The 12,511-nt window shown below is 43.9% G+C and carries 12 protein-coding genes; all 12 read left to right on the forward strand.

Annotated elements, in window-relative coordinates; all coding sequences use genetic code 11:
- The 12 genes from JN080_RS05660 to JN080_RS05715 all read left to right on the forward strand — a co-directional run bounded on the left by JN080_RS05660 (nt 1) and on the right by JN080_RS05715 (nt 12,387).
- Nucleotides 1-135 carry a hypothetical protein gene (locus JN080_RS05660; RefSeq protein ID WP_256234947.1) on the forward strand — a complete coding sequence of 45 codons (135 nt, stop codon included), beginning with the start codon at nt 1-3 and terminating at the stop codon, nt 133-135.
- A 144-nt stretch (nt 136-279) separates the two neighbouring features.
- Complete coding sequence (locus JN080_RS05665) at nt 280-1,197, forward strand: cation diffusion facilitator family transporter (protein ID WP_256234949.1); 918 nt, start codon at nt 280-282, stop codon at nt 1,195-1,197.
- Nucleotides 1,198-1,277: 80 nt separating this feature from the next.
- On the forward strand, nt 1,278-1,511 hold the full coding sequence (locus JN080_RS05670; protein WP_375141582.1) for a DUF2198 family protein: 234 nt from the start codon (nt 1,278-1,280) through the stop codon (nt 1,509-1,511).
- A gap of 532 nt (nt 1,512-2,043) precedes the next feature.
- The gene (gene uvrB / locus JN080_RS05675) at nt 2,044-4,023 is read left to right on the forward strand and encodes an excinuclease ABC subunit UvrB (protein ID WP_256234951.1); all 1,980 of its coding nucleotides are present in this window, start codon (nt 2,044-2,046) and stop codon (nt 4,021-4,023) included.
- A 7-nt stretch (nt 4,024-4,030) separates the two neighbouring features.
- Nucleotides 4,031-6,907 (forward strand): excinuclease ABC subunit UvrA, encoded by a 2,877-nt coding sequence (uvrA, locus tag JN080_RS05680; RefSeq protein ID WP_256234952.1) that lies wholly within the window; start codon nt 4,031-4,033, stop codon nt 6,905-6,907.
- 277 nt (nt 6,908-7,184) lie between these two features.
- Entirely contained in the window at nt 7,185-8,306 is a 1,122-nt protein-coding gene (locus tag JN080_RS05685) for a DUF4097 family beta strand repeat-containing protein (RefSeq protein WP_256234953.1), read from the forward strand.
- Nucleotides 8,307-8,330: 24 nt separating this feature from the next.
- On the forward strand, nt 8,331-8,534 hold the full coding sequence (locus JN080_RS05690; protein ID WP_256234954.1) for a PspC domain-containing protein: 204 nt from the start codon (nt 8,331-8,333) through the stop codon (nt 8,532-8,534).
- The gene (locus JN080_RS05695) at nt 8,531-8,890 is read left to right on the forward strand and encodes a phage holin family protein (protein WP_256234955.1); all 360 of its coding nucleotides are present in this window, start codon (nt 8,531-8,533) and stop codon (nt 8,888-8,890) included. Before JN080_RS05690 ends, JN080_RS05695 begins: the two co-directional genes overlap by 4 nt.
- 245 nt (nt 8,891-9,135) lie before the next feature.
- On the forward strand, nt 9,136-10,071 hold the full coding sequence (hprK, locus tag JN080_RS05700) for an HPr(Ser) kinase/phosphatase (RefSeq protein WP_256234956.1): 936 nt from the start codon (nt 9,136-9,138) through the stop codon (nt 10,069-10,071).
- 209 nt (nt 10,072-10,280) lie between these two features.
- Nucleotides 10,281-11,114 (forward strand): prolipoprotein diacylglyceryl transferase, encoded by an 834-nt coding sequence (gene lgt / locus JN080_RS05705; protein WP_256234957.1) that lies wholly within the window; start codon nt 10,281-10,283, stop codon nt 11,112-11,114.
- Between the two features lie 93 nt (nt 11,115-11,207).
- On the forward strand, nt 11,208-11,852 hold the full coding sequence (gene ppaX, locus JN080_RS05710) for a pyrophosphatase PpaX (protein ID WP_256234958.1): 645 nt from the start codon (nt 11,208-11,210) through the stop codon (nt 11,850-11,852).
- 4 nt (nt 11,853-11,856) lie between these two features.
- Nucleotides 11,857-12,387 (forward strand): acyltransferase, encoded by a 531-nt coding sequence (locus JN080_RS05715; protein WP_256234959.1) that lies wholly within the window; start codon nt 11,857-11,859, stop codon nt 12,385-12,387.
- The last annotated feature ends 124 nt before the right edge of the window (nt 12,388-12,511 follow it).

A 12,511-nucleotide genomic window follows, 5' to 3' on the forward strand; every position in this document is an offset into this window, starting at 1 on the left:
TTGGCGACATTATCGGCGTTTTGGCGAAATAAACTAATTTTTGGCGAAATTATCAGCGGTTTTGGCGAAATAACCATCTGGTTTGGCGAAATTATCATTAAAATCAGCGCAATTAATGAAAATCCGCAGTTGTGAGGTCGGGTTCTGACAATAATATGTCTGGGTTTCGCATTTAACTGGCATGCTTCCCGCTAGAAATCTGTCAATATTTAGTGAAAAATAAACCAATTTACGTCCTTGTTCATATTTTACTAGTATCTTAATTTAGGAGGGTTCTTTATGGGCCACCATCATGGCCACTCGCATGGTCATTCACATACAAATTCTGGCAATAAAACTGCTTTATTTAGTTCTTTTTGTTTGATCCTCACCTTTATGGTGGTGGAGGTAATCGGCGGATTCATGACAAACAGCTTGGCGCTGCTCTCGGATGCAGGCCATATGCTAAGTGATGCGGCATCCCTGGGGCTGAGCTTCTTTGCCTTAAAGCTTGGGGAACGGAAGGTATCCCTTGATAAGACTTATGGATATAAACGCTTTGAAATTATTGCGGCCGCCATTAATGGTATCCTCCTCGTTGTAGTCGCCATTTATATTTTTTTGGAAGCAGCCCAGCGCTTTTTTGCTCCGCCGGAGGTCCAAAGCAAAGGGATGCTGCTTATTTCCACGATCGGTCTGATTGTAAACATTATTGCGGCAGTGATTTTGATGAAGGGTGATAAAGAGGAAAATTTAAATGTAAAAAGTGCGTTTTTACACGTGCTTGGTGATTTACTCGGATCTGTCGGGGCAATTGTGGCTGCACTGTTGATACTTTTCTTCGGCTGGGCCATTGCTGACCCAATTGCAAGTGTGATCGTGGCAGTGCTTGTTTTGATCAGCGGCTCGCGTGTTATGAAGGAATCCTACCAGATTCTAATGGAAGGTGCTCCCTCCCAAATCGATATGAAGGGGATCAAAAAAGCATTGTGCGGGATTCCCATGGTAAAGGAAGTCCATGATCTTCATGTCTGGACGATTACTTCCGGATATCCAGTTCTAAGCTGCCACATTACGATTTATGATGAAGCTTTCCATGATGATATTCTGTTGCAATCGCAAAAGATTCTTCATGATCAATTTGACATTGAGCACAGCACGATTCAAGTGGAAAGAGCAGCGAATGGCTGCCCGAGCCCGCACGGAACATGTAATTAGGCTTCGCCAAGTAATTTTAGTTGCTTTTTCATATAGAAATTTTTTAGAATGACTATAATAGGAAAGAGGTGTACCCATTGATGGTTCCAATAGTATCAGCTCTCATATTGCCTTGTCTGCTGGTTTTGCTGTTCACAAGGGTCACTTATAATCGGGTCATTGGGCTCATCTTAACCGTCGCGCTAATTGCCGCCTCTGTTTATAGAGGGTACGCGCATACATGGCCGGTGATGATTATTGATGCATTTTCCCTGACCGCCGGTTTTTGGCTTGCAGCCGTCATGAACAAAAGAGCAGCAGTAAAAGAAAGCTAAGCAGCCAGTCTACCCAAGCTTGTCGAACTATCGGCAAGCTTTTTTGCACCAAATCATAGGGACGGTTCTTTTGTTCTTTTTGTAAAGGCTGTGTTAAAGGGTATTGATGATTTTGTAACTTTGTTGATTGGAGAGGAAGGCGCGAGACTCCTCGAAAATGCTATCGCATTTTCTTCGTGCGTGGGCGATTTCAAGGATGACAATTCAATGTCCTATCGGGAGTACGGGACAGGGGAGATCCCGCAGGCGCCTGGGCGCCGAGGAAGCTCCCCGAACCGCCCCCGAACCGCCCCCGAACCGCCCGCGAACCGCTCGCGCCTGAAGCGGAAATCAACAGACAAATTTAATTTTGTAAAAAAAGACATCCAGACAAAAATCCGAATGTTAGTTCGTATATTGTTGGTTTGTTGTAAGCATTTTGTGGTAAAATGGTAATATGTTTTTTCGGAGGATTGTGCAGGTTAGCCAGCTTGAATTTCACCTAGTCGAAATCATAGGAAAATTTGTGAGGATTTACAGGAGGAAAAAGTGAGTGAATGACCAATTTGAATTAGTTTCAAAGTATTCGCCTCAAGGTGATCAGCCTGGTGCGATTAAACAGTTAGTCGACGGCATCCATCATAATAAGCGCTATCAAACGCTGCTTGGAGCTACAGGGACAGGCAAAACATTTACGATCTCGAATGTAATCAAAGAAGTTAACAAACCAACGCTAGTGATCGCCCACAATAAGACGCTTGCAGGCCAGCTTTATAGCGAGTTCAAGGAGTTTTTTCCTAATAATGCTGTTGAGTATTTTGTCAGCTACTACGATTACTTTCAGCCGGAGGCCTATGTGCCTCAGACGGATACCTTTATAGAAAAAGATGCCAGCATAAACGATGAAATTGATAAGCTGCGTCACTCGGCAACCTCTTCGTTATTTGAACGCAAGGATGTCATTATTATTGCGAGTGTTTCCTGTATTTATGGTCTCGGTTCACCGGAGGAATACCGCGAGATGGTTGTCTCCCTTAGGACCGGAATGGAAATTGAGCGCAACCATTTGCTTCATCGCTTAGTTGATATTCAATATGAACGGAATGACATTGATTTTAAACGGGGAACCTTCCGCGTGCGTGGCGATGTGGTCGAAATTTTTCCGGTTTCCCGTGATGAACATTGCATTCGGGTTGAATTTTTTGGAGATGAAATTGATCGGATTCGTGAGGTCGATGCTCTGACGGGTGAAATTACCGGTGAGCGCGAGCATGTGGCTATTTTCCCGGCTTCCCACTTCGTTACCAGAGAGGAAAAGCTGCAGATTGCCATCCAAAATATTGAAAAAGAACTTGAGGAACGGCTTCAGGTTCTTCGTGATGAGGATAAATTATTAGAAGCACAGCGGCTCGAACAGCGGACCCGCTATGACCTCGAAATGATGCGGGAAATGGGATTTTGCTCCGGGATTGAAAACTATTCGCGCCATCTGACGCTCCGAGCGCCAGGTTCAACTCCCTATACGTTGATTGATTATTTCCCGAAGGATTTCTTGATTGTCATTGATGAGTCGCATGTGACCCTGCCGCAGATCAGGGGAATGTTCAACGGGGACAAAGCTCGGAAGGAAGTCCTTGTAAATCATGGCTTCCGTCTGCCGTCGGCATTGGATAACCGGCCGCTGACCTTTGATGAATTTGAAAAGCATATTCAAAATATCATTTTTGTCTCGGCAACACCTGGACCATTTGAAATTGAACATACCCCGGAAATGATCGAACAAATCATTCGTCCAACTGGCTTGCTTGATCCGATCATCGAGGTCCGCCCAATCCAAGGGCAGATTGATGATTTAATTGGCGAGATCCAAGACCGGGTAACACGCAATGAGCGCGTGCTGGTGACGACCTTGACGAAAAAAATGTCTGAGGACTTGACTGATTACTTGAAGGAAATCGGCATTAAGGTTAATTATTTGCATTCAGAGGTAAAAACGTTGGACCGGATTGAAATTATCCGTGAATTAAGGCTTGGAAAATATGATGTTCTAGTCGGCATCAACCTGCTTAGGGAGGGGCTGGATATTCCGGAGGTTTCGCTTGTTACGATCCTCGATGCCGATAAAGAAGGATTCCTGCGTTCGGAGCGTTCGCTGATTCAAACGATTGGCCGGGCCGCTCGGAATTCTAATGGTAAGGTTATTATGTATGCCGACCGAATGACCAATTCAATGGAACTGGCGATCAGCGAAACGAAACGGCGCCGTGCCATTCAGGAAGAGTATAACGAAAAGCACGGGATTACACCGCAAACGATCCAAAAGGATATTCGTGATGCGATCCGTGCAACTCATGCTGCTGAGGATCAGGAGGAATACAAACCAACAGCAGTATTTGGAAAGATGTCAAAAAAAGAACGAGATCGCGTAATCAAGGATATGGAAAAAGAAATGAAGGAAGCCGCCAAAGCGCTTGACTTTGAACGGGCTGCTGAGCTTCGCGATCTTTTATTTGAATTAAAAGCGGAAGGATGACGGTAACATGGCGATGGATAAACTGATTGTAAAAGGCGCCAGAGTAAACAATTTAAAAAATATCGATGTCACCATTCCGCGCGATAAGCTGGTTGTGTTGACGGGACTTTCCGGGTCAGGAAAGTCTTCGCTTGCTTTTGATACGATTTATGCGGAGGGGCAGAGGCGCTACGTTGAGTCGTTGTCTGCTTACGCCCGCCAATTTTTAGGACAAATGGATAAGCCGGATGTCGATATGATTGAAGGTTTGTCACCGGCTATCTCAATTGACCAAAGAACAACGAGCAACAACCCGCGGTCAACGGTTGGAACAGTGACAGAAATCTATGATTATCTGCGATTATTATATGCCAGGGTAGGCCGGCCAACCTGTCCAATTCACCATATTGAAATTACATCGCAAACAATTGAGCAAATGGTTGATCGGATTTTAGAGTATCCGGAACGTACAAAGATGCAAATTTTAGCTCCGGTGGTATCGGGCCGGAAGGGAATGCATGTGAAAACACTTGAGGACATTAAAAAGCAGGGATTTGTCCGGGTGCGCATTGATGGTGAAATGGCTGATCTTGGTGATGAAATCGAACTTGAAAAAAACAAGAAGCACTCCATTGAAGTGGTCATCGACAGGATTGTCGTCAAAGAGGGCGTTGCCTCAAGGGTAGCTGATTCACTTGAAACTGCCTTAAAACTTGGTGAAGGCAAGGTAATTGTCGATGTGATCGGGGAGGAAGAACTGCTTTTTAGCGAACACCATGCCTGTCCGCACTGCGGTTTTTCAATTGGCGAGCTTGAGCCGCGGATGTTTTCGTTTAACAGTCCGTTTGGTGCCTGTCCGGAATGTGACGGGCTGGGCGCGAAGCTTGAGGTGGATTTGGATCTTGTTATTCCAAACATGGATTTGAACTTAAAGCAGCATGCAATTGCACCATGGGAGCCGACAAGCTCGCAATACTATCCGCAGTTGCTTAAAGCGGTTTGCGATCATTATGGAATTGATATGGATATTCCTGTTAAGGATATTCCGAAGCATTTACTTGATAAAGTATTATACGGTTCTGACGGTGAAAAGATTTATTTCAAATATCAAAGCGATTTTGGGCAATTGCACGAGGGTTATATTGAATTTGAAGGCGTTCTAAAGAATGTTGAGCGCCGCTACCGGGATACAAGCTCTGACTTTATCCGCGAGCAGATGGAAAAATATATGGCGCAGCAGCCATGCCCGACCTGTAAAGGAAACCGACTGAAAAAGGAAAGTTTGGCTGTGTTAATTGCCGGTCAGCATATTACCCAGATAACCGAGCTGCCCATTACGGAGGCTTATCATTTTTTTGAAGGCCTGCAGCTTTCCGAAAAAGAGATGCAAATCGCGCGGTTAATTTTCCGTGAAATCAAGGAACGGCTTGGCTTTTTGATCAACGTTGGTCTTGATTATTTGACATTAGGTCGTGCTGCCGGAACATTATCTGGCGGGGAAGCACAGCGGATCCGGCTCGCAACCCAAATCGGCTCACGTTTGACAGGTGTGCTGTACATTTTGGATGAACCGTCAATTGGGCTGCACCAGCGTGATAATGACCGTCTGATCGAGACATTACAAAGCATGCGCGATATCGGCAACACCTTGATTGTGGTTGAGCACGATGAAGACACGATGATGGCCGCCGACTATTTAATTGATGTCGGGCCGGGAGCCGGTGTCCATGGCGGAGAAATTGTCTCTGCTGGTACACCTGCAGAGGTTATGGCTGATCCTAACTCCTTAACCGGTCAGTACCTTTCCGGTAAAAAGTTTATCCCGCTTCCGCTTGAACGGAGAAAACCGGATGGACGGTATATTGAAATTAAAGGAGCAGCGGAGAACAATTTAAAAAATGTCAATGTTAAGTTCCCGTTAGGCTTGTTTATCGCAGTGACCGGTGTTTCCGGTTCGGGAAAAAGCAGCTTGATAAATGAGATTCTTCATAAATCCCTGGCACAAAAGCTTAACCGTGCCAAAACAAAGCCTGGTGAGCATAAGAGCATAAAGGGGATCGAGCAATTGGAAAAGGTCATTGATATCGACCAATCACCAATCGGCCGGACGCCACGCTCTAACCCGGCTACTTATACCGGCGTGTTTGATGATATCCGCGATGTGTTTGCATCCACGAATGAAGCAAAGGTGCGCGGTTATAAAAAAGGCCGTTTTAGCTTCAATGTCAAGGGTGGACGCTGTGAAGCCTGCCGCGGCGACGGAATTCTCAAGATTGAAATGCACTTTTTGCCGGATGTGTATGTGCCATGTGAGGTGTGCCACGGCAAACGATATAACCGCGAAACCCTTGAAGTGAAGTACAAAGGAAAAAACATTGCCGATATTCTTGAGATGACGGTCGAGGACGCGTGGCAGTTTTTCGAAAATCATCCGAAAATCAGCCGCAAGCTGCAAACGATTGTTGATGTAGGTCTTGGCTATGTTAAGATGGGCCAGCCGGCAACGACACTTTCTGGTGGTGAAGCACAGCGCGTGAAGCTTGCCTCCGAGCTGCACCGCCGTTCAACGGGCAAATCGTTTTATATTTTGGATGAACCGACTACAGGGCTGCATGTCGACGATATTTCACGGCTGCTTGATGTGCTCCAGCGGCTCGTCGAAAATGGTGATACCGTGCTGGTGATCGAACATAATTTGGATGTTATCAAAACAGCTGATTATCTGATTGACCTTGGACCTGAAGGCGGAGATAAAGGTGGGACAATTGTTGCTACAGGTACTCCGGAGCAGGTATCAACGGTTCCGGAATCGTACACGGGGAAATATTTAAAGCCTATTCTCGAACGGGACCGGTTACGAATGAAAAAACAAATAGAAGATCAAGAAACGATGGTTAAGAGTTAAAACAAGGCGGAATCTAGCTCCGCCTTGTTTTTTTGCTGAAAAGGAATGATGCGCGTGCTTCGGTAATAAACTTTTAAGTCTAGTATGATAAAAGTGAAACCTTCAACTACGCCAATCCGTAAATAATATATCTAGTGCTAATGCATGATCGTCAATAGCATTACTGTCTTATTTTGGAATATAGTTAATGGTGTGAATGTCTTAAAAGAAAAATGAGGGCTCAAGGGTACGCTGTAAATTTTTTTCATAAAAACAAACTGTTTGAGGAGGGTTTTTTATGAATGAAGACAAAAAGCGGATTTTAAAAATGGTCGAGGAAGGCAAAGTGTCCGCTGAAGAAGCGTTCGATTTGCTTGAAGAATTGGAAAGAGCAACGCAAACGGCTGAGCAAAAGCAAGAAGAAATTGTTAATGAACTGTCTACGGCTGTCAAGTTCGATGAAGCCAAAAGAGAGGATACTGTGCATCAAAAGTTTCAATCGACAAAGGAAAAGATTTTTGAATTTGTGGATTCAACGTTAAAAAAAATTAAGGATTTTGATCTGGATTTAAATTTTGGCCAATCCGTAGAAATTTCACATATTTTTCACCAAGGTGATGTTTTATTGAAGGAAATGGATTTTGATCTGGCGAATGGTTCACTTAGATTGGTCCCGTGGAGCCAAAACGATGTCCGGATTGAATGCCATGCAAAGGTTTACCGAGTTGAAAACCAGGAACAGGCCCGGCAAAACTTTTTGAAGGATATTATTTTTGTAATTGAGGGGCAAAAGCTGCGTTTTACAACCCAGCAAAAGTGGATGAAGGTGGAGGCTGTTGCCTACATTCCTCAGGTGCAATATGAAAGAGCCCGTGTCCGGATCTTTAATGGCTCCATTCAGGGAGATAAACTCGAGGTAGGGAGTTTTCGGGTGAAAACTGCCAATGGAAAAATTGATTTATCGGAAGTAACCGGAAGGAAATTGGAAGCTGAAACCGCAAACGGGCATATTAAAATTTGGCATAGTGAAGTTGATGACCTAGAGGCGGAAACGATTAACGGCGCTGTTAAATTGGATGGTGATTTCCGAAGTGTCGAAACGCAAAGCTTTAATGGAAATTTGACAACCAATCTAAACGGGTCTCGCTGCAAATCGATTACAGCTAGGGCTACATCCGGCAGCATTGATATTTATGTTCCTGAGGGGAGTTCTGTTAGTGGCGAGGTAAAGTCGAATTTAGGTGGCTTTAACATTCTTCTTAATGGAATTCACATTACTGAGGAAAAAAATGACGTCATTCAGAAGCTGCTTCGCTTCCAATCGGTCAACAAAACTGCCTCGGCATTGACAGTGATCGGGGAAACAAAGACAGGTTCGATTTCCGTTCAGAAGACGGATAAGGTTATACCTTTTAAGTAGGAGTTAGGTAGGAGGTTATTTGTTTTGAAAACGTGGGTGCGATCGGGAACAAATCGAATATTTGCAGGTATCCTGGGGGGCATTGCGGAACAAATGGGCATGGAAGCAAAATGGCTGCGTATTATCTTTGTCTTATTGGTTTTGGTCACTGCGCTTTTACCAATGTCATTATTGTATATATTGCTAATGTTTGTTATGCCGAATGATCAAGGAAACCCTACGCGATGAAGTGGCTGCTAGGAATTCTTATTAATGCGGTCTTGTTTATGGCACTCGCCGGATACTTTAATGACAGTTTTCAAATATCCAGCTTTAAAGCAGCGCTAGCGGCGAGCTTTCTGTTATCGATCCTAAATGTTCTTGTACGCCCGCTCTTGATCCTGTTAACGTTGCCTGCCACCGTCCTTACCCTCGGACTTTTTCTGTTTGTTATAAATGCGATTACGCTTGAGCTCACCGATTTATTAATGGGAACTGACTTTGAAATATCTGGTTTTGGGATGGCGTTTCTCGCAGCGGTGATCATGTCAATTGTCAATCTTATCATCCAAAAGACCCTTTTTTATGAAAAAAGATCGAAATAAAAATAGCGCAAAATAGTGCGCTATTTTTTTTGGTTCAAAAGAGATGAACGCATCAAACCCGGCTGCTTTTACCTTCCGGAATTTCAGGTGCTTCCGCTTTTATTTTTCATTAATCGAATAATTTGGTTCTTTTATAAAAAATGTTAAAATAAGAGGAAGTTGAAGATACAATTTTGAAATTTATACAATAAAGTTACCTTTACGACAACAAATGATAGTTGGAAAGTTAAAAGGGGGGGCTACGTTTGCCTAAAGTGCGAACAAAAGATATACTAGAAAAATTTCAACTTGAATTGCTTAGTGGGGAAGAGGGAATTAATCGTCCTATTACCATGAGTGATATTTCCCGTCCAGGAATTGAGATGGCCGGTTATTTTGATTATTATCCTGCTGAAAGGATTCAATTATTAGGAAAAACTGAACTATCCTTTTTTGAGAAGCTGCCTGCAAGTGAGCGAGAATCAAGAATGGAGCAGCTGTGTACCGATATTACACCGGCCATTATTGTGACAAGGGGTCTTGATGTTCCTCCTGAATTGCTAGAAGCGTCTGAACGTGAATCTGTACCGGTTTTAAGGGTCACAATGAAAACGACTCGTTTTTCGAGCCGATTAACGAACTTTTTGGAAAGTAAACTTGCCCCAACCACAGCTGTCCATGGTGTTCTCGTTGATATCTACGGGGTGGGTGTACTAATCACCGGCCAAAGCGGTGTCGGTAAAAGTGAAACTGCACTAGAATTGGTCAAACGCGGCCACCGCCTTGTAGCGGATGACTGTGTTGAAATTCGTCAGGAGGATCAGGATACATTAGTAGGCACATCGCCTGACCTAATTGAGCATTTACTCGAAATCCGCGGCTTAGGGATTATTAACGTAATGACATTGTTTGGTGCAGGAGCCGTTCGCAGTCATAAAAAAATTTCGCTTGTTGTATTTTTGGAAATATGGGATCCAAAGCGGCAGTATGATCGCTTAGGGTTGGACGAAGAGAAAATGAAAATCATTGATACGGAGGTTCAAAAGCTGACCATTCCGGTCAGGCCAGGTCGTAACCTTGCAATTATTATTGAGGTAGCAGCAATGAACTTCCGCTTAAAAAGAATGGGTGTCAACGCAGCCCAGCAATTTACTGACCGTCTTTCTGACGTTATAGAAGATGGCGAGCATGAGGACTTTTAAGGAAAGCGGAAGCGCCCGTTTAGCGCACGACAGGACTGGAGCACACCGACTGAGATAAAGGAAACACGAAGCACGATAGCGATTCGATGCTGACTTATGTAGGGAGGTGGGCGAAGTACACTAGTTGCTGGGCGTTGTAGCTGGACAGTTCTCAAAGTTAAACTATTATATTTACTTATCTTTAAAAATCCAAGGAGGGACAATTATTCATGAACGAAACGATTCAGCCGCTTAATCCGATCGCTTTTTCACTTGGTCCGATTCAAGTGCATTGGTATGGCATTATTATTGGCTCTGGTTTGGCGCTTGCTTTGTATTTGGCCATCCGTGAAGGAAATAAACGTGGACTTCCAAAGGAGACGTTTGCAGACTTAATGATTTGGGCAATCCCGATTGCGATTATTTCCGCCCGTATTTATTATGTTCTGTTTGAATGGGGCTATTATGCTCAGCATCCAAGTGAAATTATCCAAATTTGGCATGGCGGCATTGCGATTCACGGAGCACTTATTGGATCCATTCTTACGGTTATCTTTTTTGCGAGATCAAGAGGGATCTCTTTTTGGAAAATAGTCGACATCGCTGCTCCCAGCCTTATTCTTGGCCAAGCAATCGGCCGCTGGGGTAATTTCATGAATCAGGAGGCACATGGCGGTCCAGTGAGCCGCACCTTCCTTGAAAACCTTCATTTGCCGGACTTTATTATTAATCAAATGTATATTAATGGCATTTACTATCATCCCACCTTTTTATATGAATCTGTTTGGGATTTTGTTGGCTTTATTCTGCTCGTCCTTTTTCGCAGGGTAAATCTAAGGCGCGGGGAATTATTTTTATCGTATTTAATCTGGTATTCGATCGGCCGCTTCTTCATTGAAGGGATGAGGACTGACAGCTTGATGCTGACCTCGCATCTTCGCATGGCCCAAATGATCTCAATTGTGCTCGTGGTCGCTGCTGTTGGTATTCTGCTATATAGAAGAAAATCAGGTTTATCAGATGTACGCTATCAGGATCAAAGCAACCAAGGCTTAACACACTGAAGGGAGAGGTTTTGCGGTCGAGGTTAGTTTAACCGTAAATCGTCGGAACCATCCGGAGGCGGTCAGGCATCATGAGAAGAAAGGAAGCATTTTATGAACAGAAATATTGATACGATTTTATTTGATTTAGACGGAACATTAATTGATACAAACGAACTAATTATTTCTTCTTTTTTGCATACACTTGGGAAATACTATCCTAACAAGTATCAACGCGAGGATGTTCTCCCGTTTATGGGACCATCACTTGATGAAACCTTTGGTTCAATTGCCCCTGACCGCGTGGAAGAAATGATCCGTGAGTATCGCACCTATAATAATGCTAATCATGATTTCCTTGTAAAGGAATTTATTGGTGTTAATCAGACAATCGAGATCCTGAAAGACAAGGGTTTTAAGCTGGCTATTGTTTCAACTAAGATTTTGGATACTATCAATAAAGGTCTGAAGCTGACCAAGCTTGATCCGTATTTCGATACGATTATAGCATTGGATCATGTCAGCAAGGCCAAGCCTGACCCCGAATCGATTTTTAAGGCATTGGATCAATTGGACTCGACCAAAGAGCAGGCCATCATGGTTGGTGACAACTTCCACGATATCTTAGCTGGAAAAAATGCTGGGACCAAAACAGCCGGCGTTGCCTGGACGGCAAAAGGACGAGACTATCTTGCCCAATTTAAGCCGGACTATATGCTAGATGAAATGTCTGATTTATTAAAGATTGTCGGAGTGTGACAAAATGAGAAATACGGCCCGCTTTCCGGTAGAGGGTGCCAATTCCTTATGGCATGTATACAAAACCGTGCCATTTTGGAAGGTTGTTAAAAATTTTATTGTGATTGAACTTGCCCGCTATACACCGTTTCTGGGAATGAAAAGTTGGCTGTACCGTACCTTTTTGCGCATGAAGGTAGGCGAACAAACCTCGTTCGCCTTAATGGTCATGCTTGATGTGATGTTTCCTGAAAAAATAAGCGTTGGCACCAATACGGTCATCGGCTACAATACAACCATTCTGGCCCACGAATATCTTATTAAGGAATACCGGCTGGGAGCTGTTGAAATTGGCAGCGAAGTAATGATTGGAGCTAATTCGACAATCCTTCCTGGTGTGACCATTGGAGATGGCGCGATTGTTTCGGCCGGGACCGTTGTCCATAAGGATGTTCTGCCGGGAACCTTCGTTGGCGGGAACCCGATGAGAATAATTTATACGAAAGAAGAGTTAACACAGCGGCGCGCAAACGATCCAATATACCAACAACAATGAAGCCTGGCAGACGACCGGGCTTTTTTGCTCACCTGGCACAACAAGTGTAAGCTGGAAGTGGCGGGTTTTAGTCGACGATTTTTTTTCGGGCGCCTGCATATTTGTTTTTAATTTTTAGTTTTTC

The sequence above is a fragment of the Bacillus sp. EB600 genome (assembly GCF_024494385.1).
Classification (GTDB): Bacteria; Bacillota; Bacilli; order Bacillales; family Cytobacillaceae; genus JAEVLT01.

Bases quoted from the DNA above. Each gene is read 5' to 3' on its own strand.
- JN080_RS05665 (WP_256234949.1), top strand. From the start codon at position 280: ATGGGCCACCATCATGGCCACTCGCATGGTCATTCACATACAAATTCT.
- JN080_RS05670 (WP_375141582.1), top strand. From the start codon at position 1,278: ATGGTTCCAATAGTATCAGCTCTCATATTGCCTTGTCTGCTGGTTTTG.
- JN080_RS05715 (WP_256234959.1), top strand. From the start codon at position 11,857: ATGAGAAATACGGCCCGCTTTCCGGTAGAGGGTGCCAATTCCTTATGG.
- JN080_RS05685 (WP_256234953.1), top strand. From the start codon at position 7,185: ATGAATGAAGACAAAAAGCGGATTTTAAAAATGGTCGAGGAAGGCAAA.
- JN080_RS05695 (WP_256234955.1), top strand. From the start codon at position 8,531: ATGAAGTGGCTGCTAGGAATTCTTATTAATGCGGTCTTGTTTATGGCA.
- ppaX (WP_256234958.1), top strand. From the start codon at position 11,208: ATGAACAGAAATATTGATACGATTTTATTTGATTTAGACGGAACATTA.
- lgt (WP_256234957.1), top strand. From the start codon at position 10,281: ATGAACGAAACGATTCAGCCGCTTAATCCGATCGCTTTTTCACTTGGT.
- uvrA (WP_256234952.1), top strand. From the start codon at position 4,031: ATGGCGATGGATAAACTGATTGTAAAAGGCGCCAGAGTAAACAATTTA.